This window comes from Paraburkholderia sp. RL18-101-BIB-B (assembly GCF_046026985.1).
Taxonomy (GTDB): domain Bacteria; phylum Pseudomonadota; class Gammaproteobacteria; order Burkholderiales; family Burkholderiaceae; genus Paraburkholderia.
The window spans coordinates 91,370-107,876 of sequence record NZ_JARESV010000014.1; the positions used below are offsets into that span (position 1 = coordinate 91,370).

The following is a 16,507-nucleotide window of genomic DNA, read 5'->3' on the forward strand; positions in this document are numbered from 1 at the left end:
ATTCCAACCCTCAGAGCGAGCGCTGCTTGTGCCGACGGATGGCGCGACTGCTCGCCGACACTGATTCACCGCGCCGAATCACTTGCCCAATACCATCACGACGCGGCAGCACCGGGCCGGCACGGCCAGCGTGGCGACGTCATCACTATCGACAATGGATAACCAGACCCGTTCGGAGATTTCCCGCAAGAAGGCAATCGATGCCGCTCTTACCATCCTGACCCGCGAAGGCGTCGGTGGACTGACGTTCGATTCGTTGTCGCGTGAAAGCGGCATCAGCAAGGGTGGACTGCTGCATCAGTTTCGCACCAAGCAGGGGGTACTGTGCGCGTTGCTGGAGCATCAGAAGCAGCAGTTCGAGCAGATCGCGCGCGACTATATGGCGAAAGAGGGCGCGTCCAAAGCGGAGCCCAACCTCGCGGCGCAGATTGCGATTTATCGGGAGTCCATCAATCAGCCGAATTCCGTGGCACGAGCCGTTCTCGCCGCGCTGGTCGAGAACCCCAACTTGCTCGACGAAATGAAGACGTCCGACGCCGAGAAAATGAAGGCCTTGCAGGACGAAGCGACCGACCTCGATCTGTCGCTGTTGCGCTACTTCGCCGCCAGCGGTCTCGCGTTTCACTCTCTGCTGGGACTGTCGCCGCTGGACGATTCGGCCCGCAACCGGCTGTTCGATCGTCTTCTCGATGAAGCGAGCTGGCAAGGTCAGCACTCGCAGACAAAACGTCGCAAACGGTCCGCGGGCTGAGCCGCGCGGCGCGTCAATCTGCTCTGCGAGCCGCGCTGGTTCATCGCGAACGGCGCGTCAACGCTCGAGCAAGAGCGATCACCCCCGACTCTATTTCCTCGACACCGATCGACGCAAAACCGAGCACGAGCCCCGGCGGCGCGGGATGGTCGATCGCGTACAGCGATAGCGGGCGCGTCTCGATGCCTTCGCGTGCCGCACGCCGCGCCGCGTCGGCGTCGTCCGCGCCTCTGGGCAGAAAGGCGGGCGCATCGAGTCCCGCCACGATCGGCGCAAGCGCGAGCAAGCCCGAGAGATGCCGCTCGACCGCCGACGTCAGCGCCTCGGCCCGCTCGCCATAGAGCATGCGCATGCGTCGTATGTGCCGGCCGAAATGACCGTCGGCGATGAAGTCGTGCAACACGGATTGTTGATCGGTTGGAACATGCCGCGCCGTCGAGGACAGCGCGGCCACGAATGGCTCGACCAACCGGTCGGGCAGAATCGCATACGCCGTCCTCAAAGCGGGAAACAGCAGCTTGCTGAAGGTGCCGCAGTAGATCACGTGTCCGTGGTCGTCGAGGCTCTTCATCGCGGCAAGCGGGTGGCCTTCGAAACGGTACTCGCTGTCGTAGTCGTCTTCGATGATGACGGCGCCTCGATCCCGTGCCCACTCGAGCAACGATAGACGCCGTTCGAGCGCGAGCGGCGGACCCAGCGGCGCCTGGCGCCCGGCGGTGACAAAAGCCAGACGCGCTGTTGCGGCGTGCAGACGGGCCCATGACACATCGACGCCGGCCGCGTCGACCGGCACGCCGATCACCCGGGCGCCCGCCGCTTCGAGTACGAAACGGGCGCCGGGGTAACCTGGGTCTTCCGTCCACGCGCTGTCCCCCGGATCGAGCAGGAGGCGCGCGGTCAAATCGATTGCCTGCTGAACGCTGCCCAACACGACGACGTTGTCCGCCGAACATCGAATACCGCGCGACGGACCGACATAAGCGGCGATCACTTCGCGCAGCGGCCGATACCCTTGCGCCTCGCCATCGCGGAGCAGATCCCGCTGCGCGCGACGCACCCGGTTGGCCGAGAGCCGCGCCCACAATTCGAATGGAAACGCATCGAGATCGGGCTGGCTGGCGCGAAACGCGCGCGCAGGGCGCGTGCGGCCGCTGAGTTGAAACGCGCTCCGCGCGAGCAAACGGCCACGCGCCGATAGCTCGACAACTGGCGGCTGCGTGCCGCTATCGCCGTCATGATGACGCTCGCGGGCAAGCGGCCGGCCATCGCGCTTTCTGGGCGACGTCCGCTCGCCGCTATCGATGCGCCGGTCGGGCAGTTCAGCCGCAACAAAACTGCCGCGTCCCACGGCGCCCGACAGATACCCTTCCGCGTCGAGTTGCGCGAAAACGCCCAGCACCGTTCCGCGCGACAGTCGAAATCGTGTTGCGAGATCGCGCGTGGAAGGCAGGCGCGCGCCCGGCGGCAACGTCCCCGATAAGATCGCCTTGCGCAACTCGTCATAGAGCCAGCGATGAAGCAGCACGCCTTCCGGCCTGGGCGCTAGCGCAAGTTCAATCTGTTCGGCTCGCCGCACGCTCTTCCTCGTCAAATTGGCTCAATCAGTTTCCGAATAATGGACCTTTTTGATGACCATTCACAGCCTTATGCTGGGGTCATTGGAAACGCGGCATGTCGCCGACTTTCGCGTAATGACTGATGGGAGAAAGGAAATGGCACACAAGGTGTTCGTCGCCGGCATAACGGGCGCCATTGGAAGCGCGCTTGCGCCGCTGCTGATCGACGCCGGCTATACGGTGTTCGGCGGCACGCGGCGCGCGGACCGCGCGAGAGAACTTGAGGACGCGGGCGTGGTGCCGGTCATCGTCGATGTATTCGATGCGGCCGCGCTGCGTGACGCGCTTGTGCGTATCGCGCCGGTCAGCGTGATTCATCAATTGACCGATTTGCCGCCCGGGCTCGACCCTGCTCGAATGGCTCAGGCGGTGACGGCCAACGCGCGGATACGCGACGAGGGTACGCGCAACCTGGTGGCCGCGGCGATCGCGGCGGCCAGCAGCAAGATGATTGCGCAAAGCATTGCATGGGCGTACCGGCCGGGAACGACGCCTTACGACGAAAGCTGCCCGCTCGACGTCGATGCGCAGGGCGCGCGCGGCACGAGCGTGCGTGGCGTCGCGGCGCTCGAGCGGCACGTGCTGGAAGCGGCGTCGCTGAACGGCACGGTGCTTCGCTATGGACAGATTTACGGACCCGGCACAGGCGCCGACGCCCCGGCGGGTTCAAGTCCGTTGCATGTCGAAGCGGCGGCCTATGCGGCCCTGCTTGCGCTTCAGCGGGGCAACGCGGGCGTGTACAACGTCGCGCAAGACGTAGCCGAAGTGACCAGCGCGAAGGCGCGCCGTCAGTTGGATTGGTCGCCGGATATGCGATCGGCGGCGCGCGTATGAATCCGCTGACGCTGACTCTGCCGCGTCTCGCGCGCAAGCCCGCCATGCTCGCGCTGGCCACGACGACGATGCTGGCGCTCGGCCCGTCGGCGCCTCGTTCGGCCATCGACTGGTTCGCTGGCATCTGCGGCGTCGATCCATCGATGTCCAACGCATCGACGCATACCGGCGCAGCGAGCCGGCCTGCATCGACCGTGAAAGTGCTGTCGTGCGAAGCGCTGCCCAACGTGCCGGGCAAGTCGGTGACGACGGCCATCGTCGACTTTCCGCCGCTCGGCTTTACGCCCGCGCATCGTCACCCTGGTTCAGTGACGGCGGTCGTGCTGGAAGGGACGATCCGCTCGCAACTGCAAGGTGGGCCGCCCGTCGACTACGCGGTTGCACAGACCTGGTTCGAGCCGCCGCGCGCGCTCCATCTATTCGCCGAGAATCCTGATGCGGTGCATCCGGCGAAGATACTGGCGACATTCATCGCTGATACCAATTGCGGTCCGCTGGTATTGCCGCCGGACTAAGTCCGGCGGTCTCTCACTGCCGATTGGTTGTAAATCCACATCACATTTCTGTCCTTTCTCTAAGCGATAGACGGTCGCATACACATGCATTTGACCGCCTATCGCACATCTGCTCATGCACTCCGTAGCGCGCTTACGGACAGTGCTTCCCATGCTGTGTCCCATAGATCGGCGTGTACGCCGAAATCGCGAATATTCCACTGATCTTTCGACGATCAGAGCCGAGCCTTTATTCAGTCAAAACCGTACTGTCACCGAGGGTAATTACTTACAAAAGAGTGCGCCAGATGCAGATTTAACAAAGTTAGAATGTTTCATCTAATGCTGCATCGCAGAACGATTCAAGCTGGTTGGTGCAAGCCGACGAGTCGACAACCTGCGTGCGTCTCGACTGGTTTCGCATACCTCTTGTCTGAGCAATGTGATCGTTTAAAGAAGGAGTGCAGAGTGTATTTTTCGACGCCAGAGCAATTCGTCTCCATCCAAAGTGCCAATGTCGCTGTCGCGTTTTCGTTGGCGCAGCAAACATTCCAGTATTTTGAAGAGCTGGCTAAGTTGAACCTGCAGGCGGCCAAGGCCACGTTCGCGGAGAGCGAACAGGCATGGCAGATGGCGGTGTCGGGTAAGACGCCGGTCGAACTGTTTATTCATCAGGCCAGCAACGCGCAACCCGTCGCGCAGAAAGTACTGTCTTATAACAGTCATGTGCTTGAAATCACTAACGCCGCACAGGCCGAATTTCTGAAGATTTTCGAAGACCGGTTTGCACAGTCCAACACGAAAATGCAGACGGTTTTCGACGACTTCGCGCGCAATGCGCCCACAGGCTCCGAACTCGCGGTCACCGCGTTCAAGTCGGCGGTTTCCAGTGCGGGCGCTGCCTACGACGCGATGCGCAAAGCCACCGCGCAAGCCATTGCCTTGGCGCAGGCCAGTCAGTTGACGGCACCTGACTCGGCGCGGGCCAAATAAGGCAATTCGGCCAACAGCAATGCTCACGCAGCCTGGAGCAAACGCTCCAGGGCTGTTGTTTCGCTTTCCTCCAAGCAGGACGGATCGGTCGATTCGGAAACGAAATGGGTATCGCATTGCTTGCCAACTCGTTCGAAGGGCGATCCGAAGGCGCTTAAAAAAAGTCAGCCGGGAATGTAATGGGAAGTCACGCTTCTTATAAGAACGATCTCTCGCACATTGAAACGATAGTCACAACGCTGGAGAGATTGCTTTCAAAAGGTGATTCGATGGCGTGCACGTCGGTAGTCAATGAGCCGGATTATTGGCGTCAGCGCATCGAGACGATACTGAATCAGCGCGAGATTTCAAAGGTCGATCGGGAGCATGCTGACGCCTTGCTCAGGCGCTTGAGCGGGATCATCAAGATGCCTTAATAAGGCGGCAGAATCGAATAAACATCTGAAGGCCGCGAGCAACGCGGCTCAGTCAATATAAAAGGGTACGACATGACCAGTGAATCTTCTGAGAGCGGTTTGCAGGTGCTGTCGTCGCAAACCTCGGGCCGTCATCGACTCGTGGTGCGCGCGGCGCTTCACGGTATGCGCATTGCCGCAATCTGGCAGGTGCTATTTCCCTTCTCCCGCAACGTCGAGACCGTCGCTGTGACGACGCCTCCCGGCAGCGGGTTTGAAGAAGTCACGATCGCGCTGGCTCAAGCGCAACGCGAGTTGGTGGATGCCATGATCGCGCGCTTCAAGAGCATGTCCTGGGTGACGAGCGCAACGCTTTGCTGAAGGCGTAAGTGACTGCAACGCGACCGACAGTTGCATGCAAATAGCCGGCTCCGGCTATTTGCACGTCGACCGCGACCCGCGTCTTTATTCCAGTGCGGAAGCCGGACCAAAAAATTCATAACGGCTTTGTGACTCCGGCACGCCGATCGTTTTCAGGTGCTTCTTGATGGCCTTCATGAACGCGATCGGTCCGAGGAAATAGACATCGACGTCGCGCGTCTTGGGCAGCCACGCGTCGAGGCGCGTTTCGTCGAGATAGCCGATGCCGTGCGCGTCGGCATCTTCCGCGCGGCGCTGCTCATAGCAGTAGAAACGCTTCAATTTCGGATGCCGCGCGGCCAACTGGTCGATCAAGTCGCGAAACGCATGCACGCCGCCGTGACGCGCCGAGTGAATGAAGTGCACAGGGCGGTCGGTCTTCAGCGCGGCTTGCAGCATCGCCAGCGTAGGCGTGATGCCCACGCCGCCGCTGATCAGCACCAACGGCTTGTCGCTGTCTTCGAGCTTGAAGTCGCCAGCCGGTGCGAACAGTTCCACCGCGTCGTTTTCATTGACCTGCGTATGCAGATGGTTCGACACCTTGCCATTCGGTTCGCGCTTCACGCTGATACGGTATTCGCGGCCGTTCGACATGGCCGAGAGCGAGTAATTACGGCGCACTTCCTCGCCGTCGATAACGAGCCGCACGCCGATGTATTGCCCCGGATGAAACGCGAGCAGCTCGCCGTTGTCGTCGGGGCGCAGATAGAACGACGTGATCTCGTCGCTTTCCCGCACTTTACGGGCGACACGAAAGAGCCGCGTGCCGCGCCAGCCGCCCGGCTCCGCTTCCCGCTCGGCGTACATTTTCTCTTCAAGGCCGCTCAACAGATCGGCGAGTTGCTGATAGGCGGCGGCCCAAGCTTCAATGACCGCATCGGTTGCGATTTCGGCGCCGAGCACTTCGCGGATGGATTTGAGCAGGCACTGCCCGACAATCGGATAATGCTCCGGCAGGATATTCAGCGCGACGTGCTTGTTGATGATCTGCGAGACCAGCCCGCCAAGTTGTTCGAGTTGATCGATGTGACGTGCGTACATCAGCACGCCGTTGGCCAGCGCACGCTGCTGCGCGCCGCTCGCCTGGTTGGCGAGGTTGAACATGGGACGCACTTCCGGATGTTCGCTGATCAGCATGTCGTAGAAGTGCGTGGTCAGCGCCTCGCCTCCGCTTTCGAGAAGAGGAACGGTGGCTTTGACGATGGCGCGGTGTTCGGCGGAAAGCATAGGAAGTCCTGGTTGTTGGTGGATATCCAGTCGGGCTTCGACTGACGTGCTTGTCTATCCATGTTTCGTGCCAGGTATAAAATGCAAATAAATCAACGATCTGAAATTAATGATGGTCAATTCGACCTTAGTCGAAAAGACTCCTGATGGAGTCAATCTGACTGCGGAAGCGCTCCTCGACGTCCTGACGCCGCTGATCCTCGACCTCTCGCGTGAGCTGTCCGACCGCGAGCGTTACCGCCGTCTGCTCAGCAGCCTGCGCGCGCTGTTTCCCGGCGACGCGGCCGCTCTGTTGCGTCTGGAGGGCGACACGCTGGTGCCGCTCGCCATCGACGGATTGAGCAGCGATACGCTTGGGCGGCGCTTTCGTGTCGGCGACCACCCGCGCTTCGAGCAGCTTCTGTCGCGGCCGGAGCCGACCCGCTTCGCCGCAGACTCCGATCTGCCCGATCCCTACGACGGCCTCGTACAAGGCGTGGCTGGTCATCTCGAAGTCCACGATTGCCTCGGCTGTCCGCTGTTCGTGCGCGGCCGGCCGTGGGGTTTGCTCACGCTCGATGCGCTGGACCCGGCGCGCTTCGACAGCATCGACATGGCGTCGCTGCGGGCGTTTCTGGGCCTGGCCGCCGCCACGGTGAGCGTCGTCGAGCGAATCGATACGCTCGCGCGCAGCACCGAAGAGGAGCGGCGGCGCGCGGAGGCCTACCGGCAGGCGAGCAGCCAGAGCCGGCGCGAGATGGTCGGCAGCAGCGACGCGCACACGCATCTGATGAAGGAAATCGAGGTCGTCGCCGGCAGCGATCTGACCGTGCTGATCACTGGTGAGACCGGTGTCGGCAAGGAACTCGTGGCCAATGCGATTCACGCGCTCTCGTCGCGGGCGAATAAGCCGCTGATCAGCCTGAACTGCGCCGCGCTGCCGGACACGCTCGTCGAGAGCGAGCTGTTCGGGCATGTGCGGGGCGCGTTCTCCGGCGCGTCGTCGGACCGGCGCGGCAAATTCGAACTGGCGGACGGCGGCACGATTTTTCTCGATGAAGTGGGCGAGTTGCCGCTTCTCGTGCAGGCCAAACTTTTGCGGGTTTTGCAGAACGGCCAGTTGCAGCGCATCGGCTCGGACCACGAACACAAGGTCGACGTGCGGCTGATCGCCGCAACGAATCGCGATCTGGCTGAAGAGGTCCGCACGGGGCGGTTCCGCGCGGACTTCTATCATCGGCTCAGCGTCTATCCGTTACGCGTGCCGCCGTTGCGCGAACGTGGCCGCGATGTGTTGCTGCTGGCGGGGTTTTTCCTCGAAGAGAATCGCTCGCGGCTCGGCCTGCTGAGCCTGCGTCTCGCGGCGGATGCGCAAGCCATGCTGCTGCGTTATCCGTGGCCGGGGAACGTGCGTGAACTTGAACACCTGATCGGCCGAAGCGCGCTCAAGGCACTGGCTGCGAATCGCGAGCGCCGTCGGATCCTGACGTTGACGGCTGCCGACTTCGCGCTATCGGCCGCACCGGCTGAAGACACAAGTCAGACGCCAGGCGAAACAACTGAAAGCGGAACGAAGGATTTTCGCAGTGCGGTCACTGAGTTCGAGCGAACCACCGTTCTCGACGCGTTGTCTCGCCACAACCAGAATTGGGCGGCCGTCGCGCGCGAGCTCGGTCTTGATCGGGCGAATCTGAACCGGTTGGCCAAACGGCTTGGCCTCAAATGACCGGCAACGCAATTCGCCGCGCAACCGCTGCAAGATGGCAGCGCGTCGCGCGGCACGACTAACGGGTAGACGTTTAAGCGGCTACGTCTTCGTTTTGCGGAAATAGCGCGCGACGTGTCTCTTCGTCGAACTCGGCTTTCAGCGTCAGCTTGTCCTTCAACGCTTGTGCGCGCGCCGCGGCCGGACGCGCGGAGATTTCGTCCACGACGCGCTTCACGTTCGGATACGCGCTCAGACCCGCTTCACCGAGAATGTAGCCGGCGAAGCTAGCCCAGCCCCACAGCGCGATATCGGCGACGGAATAAGTATCGCCGGCCAGATACTTCGACGTCGCAAGGCGCTCGTCCAGCACGCGATAGTGGCGCTCCACTTCCTTCAGATAGCGATTGCGCGCATAGGGCAGCGGCGTCGGCGCGTGATGCAGAAAGTGCACCGCCTGGCCCGAGAAGGGCGACAGTCCGGTCGCGACGAACATCAGCCACGACAAGGCCTGTGCGCGTTCGCCAGCCGATGCCGGCAGGAACCGTTCATGTTTCGCCGCGAGGTGCAGCAGGATGGCGTGCGAATCGAACACGGTCACGCCGTCGTCGGTAATCGCCGGGACTTTTGCGTTCGGGTTAATGCGGAGAAACTCGGGGCGATGTTGTTCGCCCTTGAACGTGTCGACCGCGATCAGTTCGAACGGGGTTTGCAGTTCTTCGAGCATCAACGCGACTTTCATCGGGTTCGGCGACGGGTGGAAGTAAAACTTCAGCATGACGATCTCCATGGAATAAGGGGCAGGGCAGATGACGACCAGGCGGCACAGCGCCGCTCGGATTCATGCCGCGGTGGCTGCCCGGTCGTTGCGATCTGTGGTGATGATGGGCTGCCGGGCCGCTTTTGCCGTACGACTATTCCGATGAGAACGTTCGAAGGATTCGCACGTGTTGTCACGAATGAATCGGGATCGCCTGCTTGCCGTTACTCCGCGATCGAAAAGCGCGACGGGCGCTTTTGCGGTGCCTTGGTCGGACGCTCAACGCGCGAGGTAGCGCCGCGAATGAAAAGAATTGCGCAGAAGGCCACCATGGCCCAAATGCAGAGAATTACCGTCAGAGCGCTCATTTCAGTTTTCAGATGTAGAGACTGCGATTGGTGCTGTCCGACCTGCGGGCCGGTCAGTGTGTCGTATGCGGGCCGCTGCCGTCAAACAGAAGCTCGTCGATCAGGCGCGTGGCGAGTGCCAGTTGCTGTTCGAGCGACGCACGCGCCGCTTCCGCGCCTGCCGCGTCGCCACGGGCGGCGGCGTCGTAAGTCTGCGTCGCGAGGCACAGCACACTCTCTGACGCGAGGTGCAACCCGCGCATCGTTTCGGCGTCGGCATCTGGCACCGGGCTGGTCCATTCTGTCGTCGAAGCGGCCGGCAGGCTGATTTCGAACTCGTTATCTTTATCGTGGCGGGTAGACATCGCAGGCTCCTTGCGCAATTGGCACGATGTCAGTGTGCGCCGGCGTTTCTGGTTTCAATCGGGCGAATAGAAGCCTGTTTTTTAGTCAATCCTCAATGATTGGGAAGTCGAAGTATTCAGCTGAAGAATAGGCCTGCGGCGCGGCCGCCGGCGCGCTTTTGCAAGCGGGCAGAAGCGTTGCCGCGCGATCCAGCGCTATCGCGCGTCTTGCTGCAGATATTTGTGGGCAAACGCGATTGCCATGCTGCCCTCGCCGACCGCGGAAGCCACGCGTTTGACCGGACTCAGCCGTACATCGCCGCAGGCAAACACGCCGGGCACGCTCGATTCGAGCAGGTAGGGATCCCGGTCATGGGACCAGCGTCCGGCCTTGACGACGTCGTCGCCGGTGAGCACGTAGCCGCGCGCATCGCGTGCGATTTCCTCGGGCAACCACGCGGTCTCCGCGTCGGCGCCAATGAACACGAACAAGGCCCCGCAATCGTGCCGGCGCACTGCCTCGTTCGACGCGTCGCGCACGTCGATCGCCGTCAGATGGGTGTCGCCATACGCGCCCACGACTTCCGATCGCAATCGCACCGCGACGTTCGACTTGCCGCGCAGTTGCTCGATCAGATAGCGCGACATGCTCTTATCGAGCGAATCGCCGCGCAGGACGAGCGTCACCATGCGCGCGTGATTGGCAAAATACAACGCGGCCTGCCCAGCCGAATTGCCGCCGCCGATCAGATACACGTCAAGTCCATGCGTCGCGTTCGCTTCGCTGCGCGACGCGCCGTAGTAAATACCCTTACCGATAAACCGGTCGAAACCTTCGATCGAGAGACGCCGCCACGTGACGCCCGTCGCAAGAATGATCGTTCGCGTCCGGATGATGTCGCCGCCGTCGAGGTGAACGCTGCGCGCCTGCACATCGATCCGGCCGACGGACCGTGTCACCAGGATCTCCGCGCCAAGCCGCCTTGCCTGCTGCAGTGCGCGGCTTGCCAGTTCATCCCCGGAGACACCGTTGGGAAAGCCGAGGTAGTTCTCGATACGCGAAGAGGTGCCGGCCTGTCCGCCGGGCGCTTCACGCTCCAGCACGATAGTGCGCAAGCCTTCCGATGCGCCGTACACCGCCGCGGCGAGCCCAGCCGGGCCACCGCCGATGATCATCGTGTCGTATTCGGCGAGGCGAGGCTGCGTCTGCAGACCCAGCAGCCCGGCAAGCTCGCGCGCCTCAGGCCGGTTCAACACCGTGCCGTCGACCAGTCGCAACGACGGACACTCTTCCTCTGTCGGACAGGTTCCGGGCCAACGCTTGGGCAGTTCGGGCGCGTCGGGCGTCATCCAGTCGTAGCTGATCTGGTTGCGGGCGAGAAAATGCCGCAGCGCCGTACAGGCGTCGTCCCAGCGGCTGCCGACCATGGTGACGCGCGCCTTGGGCGGCTCAGCGGAAAGCCCTTGCAACCCGCCGATGCGTTCGCGAGCGAGGGCGCCCATCTTGAGCGCCACATCCGGCGATGCGGCGGCCAGTACGTAATAACGCTGGGCGTCCACTCGCATCACACGCGACGGTTCCGCCGCGCGGTAAGCGCCCGGAAACGGCGAACTCAGCGCAAGCGGCACTTCGCCGAAGATCGTGCCGGGCAGACGCCAGCCTAGCGTGCGCTCGATACCGTCGAACGTCTTGATGACTTCCATCTTGCCGGTGAGAACGAGATACAGCGCGCGCTCGCCGCCTTCGTGAACCGCGAACTCGCCTGCGCATAGATGAAGGTCCGCGGAGGTGTGCGCGAGATTGTCGAGTTCGTCGTCGGAGAGTGTTGCAAAGAGCGGTACTGTCCGGATGTCGTCGATGGTCAGCATGGCTGCGTCCAACAGGCAAGGGGGAGTATCAGTCTGTGGGAGATCGTTGCTTGCGACAACGCATACCGCCACTGCGCGAGAGACAGGAGGCAGTCCGAATCAGTATAGGATGTTCGCCTGCCAACTTTATGGCTAACACGTGTCACGGTTTCCGTTGACGCGAGCAAGCGACAGGACATTCAGACTCGCCGGGTAATGTGTTCGACGGCAGAGAGTTGCCAACTTTGAGAGGCACGCGACACCATACTGCCGCATAGTTGATCAGACCACCCGTTGACCGAAAACAAGCAGTCATCAATTAGTTCGGACTGCAATCTTACTGTGTGCCGCTCGGTGCCGGTCCCTGCGAGGCAGCATTCACCCGTGCGGATTCCCTCACCAGTTCCTGCGTCATCGCGGCGGCGACGGGGTTAGAACCGCGGTGGTCCTGGCTGGTCGGCGCGGCTTGCATCGGCGGCGGCATAGGCAACGACGGATCGGGTTTGGAAGATTCCCTGACGAGTTGCTCCGTCATAGCCGCCGCGACGGCATTCGAGCCATGCCGGGTCAGATCGTCGCGCGCGCGGCCCATCGGCTGCGCGGCGTTTGCCTTCGCGGCGACGGATTCGCGCGTCTCCGCCGATGCGGGCGCGCGGCCCGGCTGTTTATGTCGCGATACTTGTGGCTGCGCTGCCGTTTGCGCATCATTGGCGATGGGGCCAGATTTAGACGGCAACGGTGCGCCCGCGATCTCGCCCGTGCTGTTCGCGGACGGCGAAGTGGGAACCACGTTGCCCGCGGTCACATGCGTGCCGTCCGCTCGCGGATCGACCGCCGCCGTCGTGACGGAGTTGGCCGTTACCGTGTCCGGCGCCGCCTCGGAGCGATTGCCCTTAGGGAGAAGCTGGTAAGAGATGAATCCCACGTCCACCAGAACCAGCGCGATTATCAACGCCTTGCCTGTATTCGTCATATCCAACACCGAGTCGTTCGAGTGAGGTGATCGAATCATGATAATCGACCGCCAAAAAACATTTTGGGCGGCGTTTTGCAATGCGATTTATTCGGTTTTCTGCACGTGTTTTGACACCGTTTTGACATCCCCCGTCAGCTAATCCATCAGCTACCCGCAGGTTCTCCGCGTTTCGCTCCAAAGTTCCAGCGTTGCGCCTGCGCAGTCTCGACTTTGGCGGGCAACAATCCGGCCTGAAAGAACGTATCCGCAATCTTTTGCTGCTCGCCGAAATTCTGCGCGAGAACCGGGCGCACCAGATAACTGCGGCGCGCATTCGCACGTTCGATCGTGGCGGCGTCGAGTCCCCAGATCGGCGCGAGCGTCTGGGCCGCTTCCTGAGGATGCGCGCGCAGCCAAACGCCTGCTTGGGTCAACTGATCGAACACGATCTGGATAACCTCGGGGTGCGCCGCGGCGAAGCGATTCGACGCGAGATAGTAGCGCTGATACGACGCGAGTCCCTTGCCGTCCGCGAGAATGCGCACGTCCGCGTCGCGATCGACGGATGCGACGTACGGATCCCACGTGATCCACGCATCGACGCTGCCGCGCTCGAAGGCCGCGCGGCCGTCGGCCGGGGTGAGGTAGCTGATTCGCACATCCGCGGGCGTGAGGCCTGCCTTGATGAGCGCCGCAAGCAGCAGATAGTGGCTGCCGGCGGCCTTGGTCACGGCAATGCGCTTGCCCTTGAGATCGGCGAGCGAATGGAGCGCACCGTCCTGTTTGACGATGATCGCCTGCGCGCCCGGCGACGGCGCTTCCTGCGCGACATAGACGAAGCGCGCTTGCGCGGCTTGCGCGAAGATCGGCACCGTGTCGGCGACGTCCGCGCTGAAATCAACAGCCTCGACATTGAGCGCTTCGGTCAAGGGCAGGCCGCTCGAAAACTCATTCCACGACACGCGCACGCCCAGCGGCGCGAGGGCCTTGTCGAGCGACCCGCGCGCCTTGAGCAGCGTGATCAACGTCGATGACTTCTGATAGCCGATCCGCAGCGTAATGGATTCGCCGCTCGCAGCCGATGTTTGCGCGTAGCTGCGCGCCGCGAGCGTAGTCAGCGAGGAAGCCAGCGCGACGCGAATAAAAGCCCGTCTGTTGAGCAGCGCCATGATTCATAGTCCTTGAGTCGAGTCTGAAAAGAAGGCCAATCGGCCATGCTAGCAACGACCCTGTGCGGCGCGAACTGATGGTTTCAGCTAAAGATCGAACGCCAGCGCATAAGCGCATGCGTGCATCGAAAACACAGAGCGAATGAGGCGATCCGCATGCGCCATTAAATGCAAAAGATAAATATTGATTCGATATAAACATATCGAAAGAGAATAATTCTCAGATGCCGTGTTCGTCGCTACGCTTGCGGGCACATCGTCAGCGAGGGCATATGGCCGGTTCTATTTCTACTTCGTTTTCCGCACGGCGGCGCGCACTCAAACTCTTGAGCGCAGTGCCGGCATTCGCCGCATCGGGCGCATTCAATTCACTCGACGTACAGGCTGCCGACCTCGCCTCGGTCACACTCGTACTCGGCGATCAGGCGGGCGGCACGCGTGCTTTGGCCGAAGCGGCCAAGGTGCTCGACGGCGCACCGTACGCGTTTCGCTGGGCTAATTTCCAGGGCGCGGCGCCGCTCTTCGAAGCACAGCGCGCGGGCGCCGTCGATCTCGCGCCGGCCGGCGATTTGCCGGTGCTTGCCGCAGCCGTGGGCGACCCGACGCTGAAGATCGTCGCGACGCGCGTCGGTTCCGGCGAACAACTCGGCATTCTGGTCGCGCAGGACTCGAAGATCCGCACGGTCGCGGACCTGAAGGGGCGCACGGTGTTCGTTTCGTCAGCGCGGGGCAGCATTTCGCAGTTCCAGCTTTATGGCGCGTTAGCCGAAGCCGGTCTTTCGAAAGATGACATCAACGTCCGCTTCATCCTGCCCGTCGATGCGTTTGCCGCATTCGCGTCCGGCTCGATCGACGTGTGGGCCACATTCGATCCGTACTACGGCATCGCCGTGCAACGCGGCGCGCGCGTTTTGCGCGACGGCACCGGCATCAATAGCGGGCTGGGTTTCATTACGGCCTCGGGGGCGGCCCTCGCGGAACCGCGCAAACGCGCAAACGCGCAGCGATCGCAGACGTGTTGTTGCGATTCCAGCGCGCGGGCGATTGGGCGCTCGCGAATCCCGACGCCTACGCGCAAATCTACGCGACGCTGACGCGATCGCCGCTCGATGCCGCGAAGCGCATCACGCAGCGCGCGTCGCTGAAACAGCACTTCGTCAACGAGGCGGATATCAGCGCGCTGCAGAAGGTCGCCGACAGCGCTAATCGCGACGCGATTCTGCCGCGGCGCATCGACGTGCGCGCGATTTCCGAAACACATGTCGCGAACGTGTGACGCGCAAGAGCCGATAACCTGGCATGAGCGGGCCGGTGCGTCCGGCGCGCCTACGCAACCGGCGTTTTCACGCCATTGGCCGGACAAACGACGTCATAACGTGACGTCATGGGCACTCCAACAATTCGGGCGTTGTCGCGGATAAATAGACTCACTATATTGGGCTCAACGATGCATGACATCGACGATATGTTCGCTCAACCGTCTCGAGGACCCCGTCGTGATCAAGAACCCCATGTTGCGCCCGCTTGCCGCTGTTCTGATCCTCGGCGTCGCGAATCTCGCGCCCGCGTGTTTGACGCCCGCGTTTGCCGCGGCCGGCAAGATTACCTTCGTCTCGCAAGGCGGGACCTATCAGGAGGCGCAGACCAAGGCGATCCTCGACCCGGCCGCGAAGCAGCTCAACATCACCGTGAACCAGGACAGCATTCCGGACGCGTGGCCGCAGATCAAAGCCCAGGCCGCGACCGGCAAGCCGATCTGGGACGTGGTCGACACGCCGACGTCGAATTGCCTGCGCGGCGGCAAGGAAGGCCTGCTGGAGAAGCTCGACTTCTCGAAGATCCCGAACGCGGCGGCCATGCCGGAGAAATACCGTACGCCGTACTCGGTCGCCTACGAGTTCTATTCGACGGTGATCGGCTACAACAAGAAGACGTTGAAGAAGGTGCCGCAGAGCTGGGCAGATTTCTGGAACGTGAAGGCGTTCCCCGGCACGCGCGCGCTGCGCAATGACCCGCAGACCGTGCTCGAAGCCGCGTTGCTCGCCGACGGCGTGCCGCGCGACAAGCTGTATCCGCTCGACGTCGATCGCGCGTTCAAAAAGCTGCAACAGATCAAGCCGGACGTGACCGTCTGGTGGACTTCCGGTGGCCAGTCGGCGCAATTGCTGCACGACGGCGAAGTCGATATGACGATGATCTGGAACGGCCGCGCGAGCGCGGTGCGCAAGGACAATCCCGATGTCGACTTCACATTCAACGACGGCATTCTGCAGAACACCCAACTCTGCGTGCTGAAGAACGCGCCGAACTTGCCCGAGGCGATCAAGTTCGTCAACGCGGCGGTCTCGCCCGAATTGCAGGCCAATCTGCCGCTGTATATCGATTACGGTCCGGGCAATCCGGCGGCGTTCAAGACGGGCAAGATCGACGCGAAGCGCGCGAGCGAGTTGCCGAGTTCGCCGGAAAATGCATCGAAGCAGGCGTTGATGTCGGAGGAATGGTGGGCGTCGGACGCCGGCGTCCAGGCGAAGGCGCGCTGGCTCAAGTTCATGCAGTAAGCGCAGCCGTATCTTCTTGAGCGCGGGATTCGAGTCCGTTGGACGCCAAGGACGCCGAAAACCGCGCGCAACGCCCAGCGCTTCTCGCGCGTCCCGCACGGCTTATCGTCTG

General features: G+C 62.2%; 14 protein-coding genes and 1 pseudogene. 8 read left to right on the top strand and 7 right to left on the bottom strand.

Annotated elements, in window-relative coordinates; translation table 11 throughout:
• The first annotated feature begins 154 nt into the window (after positions 1-154).
• Entirely contained in the window at positions 155-751 is a 597-nt protein-coding gene (locus tag P0D73_RS21120) for a TetR/AcrR family transcriptional regulator (protein ID WP_132383226.1), read from the top strand.
• A gap of 40 nt (positions 752-791) precedes the next feature.
• Here P0D73_RS21120 and pdxR read toward each other — a convergent pair whose 3' ends face one another.
• Positions 792-2,327 carry a MocR-like pyridoxine biosynthesis transcription factor PdxR gene (gene pdxR / locus P0D73_RS21125; protein WP_408177760.1) on the bottom strand — a complete coding sequence of 512 codons (1,536 nt, stop codon included), beginning with the start codon at positions 2,325-2,327 and terminating at the stop codon, positions 792-794.
• Positions 2,328-2,463: 136 nt separating this feature from the next.
• Between pdxR and P0D73_RS21130 the strand changes: the two genes are divergently transcribed.
• From P0D73_RS21130 to P0D73_RS21145, 4 genes are all read left to right on the top strand, one after another.
• Positions 2,464-3,201: an NAD-dependent epimerase/dehydratase family protein gene (locus P0D73_RS21130; protein ID WP_408177761.1), complete on the top strand. Its 738-nt coding sequence runs from the start codon at positions 2,464-2,466 to the stop codon at positions 3,199-3,201.
• Positions 3,198-3,716 carry a cupin domain-containing protein gene (locus tag P0D73_RS21135; RefSeq protein WP_408177762.1) on the top strand — a complete coding sequence of 173 codons (519 nt, stop codon included), beginning with the start codon at positions 3,198-3,200 and terminating at the stop codon, positions 3,714-3,716. Before P0D73_RS21130 ends, P0D73_RS21135 begins: the two co-directional genes overlap by 4 nt.
• Before the next feature lie 447 nt (positions 3,717-4,163).
• The gene (locus P0D73_RS21140; RefSeq protein ID WP_408432747.1) at positions 4,164-4,688 is read left to right on the top strand and encodes a phasin family protein; all 525 of its coding nucleotides are present in this window, start codon (positions 4,164-4,166) and stop codon (positions 4,686-4,688) included.
• A gap of 488 nt (positions 4,689-5,176) precedes the next feature.
• On the top strand, positions 5,177-5,464 hold the full coding sequence (locus P0D73_RS21145; protein ID WP_132381713.1) for a hypothetical protein: 288 nt from the start codon (positions 5,177-5,179) through the stop codon (positions 5,462-5,464).
• 84 nt (positions 5,465-5,548) lie between these two features.
• Here P0D73_RS21145 and hmpA read toward each other — a convergent pair whose 3' ends face one another.
• Complete coding sequence (hmpA, locus tag P0D73_RS21150) at positions 5,549-6,730, bottom strand: NO-inducible flavohemoprotein (RefSeq protein WP_408177764.1); 1,182 nt, start codon at positions 6,728-6,730, stop codon at positions 5,549-5,551.
• Between the two features lie 112 nt (positions 6,731-6,842).
• Between hmpA and norR the strand changes: the two genes are divergently transcribed.
• Positions 6,843-8,435 (top strand): nitric oxide reductase transcriptional regulator NorR, encoded by a 1,593-nt coding sequence (norR, locus tag P0D73_RS21155; RefSeq protein ID WP_408177765.1) that lies wholly within the window; start codon positions 6,843-6,845, stop codon positions 8,433-8,435.
• Between the two features lie 73 nt (positions 8,436-8,508).
• Here norR and P0D73_RS21160 read toward each other — a convergent pair whose 3' ends face one another.
• The 5 genes from P0D73_RS21160 to P0D73_RS21180 form a co-directional block, all read right to left on the bottom strand.
• Positions 8,509-9,192 carry a glutathione S-transferase family protein gene (locus P0D73_RS21160; RefSeq protein ID WP_408177766.1) on the bottom strand — a complete coding sequence of 228 codons (684 nt, stop codon included), beginning with the start codon at positions 9,190-9,192 and terminating at the stop codon, positions 8,509-8,511.
• A 403-nt stretch (positions 9,193-9,595) separates the two neighbouring features.
• Entirely contained in the window at positions 9,596-9,886 is a 291-nt protein-coding gene (locus P0D73_RS21165) for a hypothetical protein (RefSeq protein WP_132381719.1), read from the bottom strand.
• Between the two features lie 195 nt (positions 9,887-10,081).
• Positions 10,082-11,734: an FAD-dependent oxidoreductase gene (locus P0D73_RS21170; RefSeq protein ID WP_408177767.1), complete on the bottom strand. Its 1,653-nt coding sequence runs from the start codon at positions 11,732-11,734 to the stop codon at positions 10,082-10,084.
• A 316-nt stretch (positions 11,735-12,050) separates the two neighbouring features.
• A complete protein-coding gene (locus P0D73_RS21175; RefSeq protein WP_408177768.1) occupies positions 12,051-12,767 on the bottom strand; it encodes a hypothetical protein in 717 nt (238 codons plus the stop codon).
• 65 nt (positions 12,768-12,832) lie between these two features.
• Positions 12,833-13,837 (bottom strand): aliphatic sulfonate ABC transporter substrate-binding protein, encoded by a 1,005-nt coding sequence (locus tag P0D73_RS21180; protein WP_408177769.1) that lies wholly within the window; start codon positions 13,835-13,837, stop codon positions 12,833-12,835.
• 272 nt (positions 13,838-14,109) lie between these two features.
• Here P0D73_RS21180 and P0D73_RS21185 point away from each other — a divergent pair.
• A pseudogene (locus P0D73_RS21185) lies at positions 14,110-15,113 on the top strand (ABC transporter substrate-binding protein).
• 235 nt (positions 15,114-15,348) lie between these two features.
• A complete protein-coding gene (locus P0D73_RS21190; RefSeq protein ID WP_408177897.1) occupies positions 15,349-16,395 on the top strand; it encodes an ABC transporter substrate-binding protein in 1,047 nt (348 codons plus the stop codon).
• Positions 16,396-16,507: the final 112 nt, after the last annotated feature.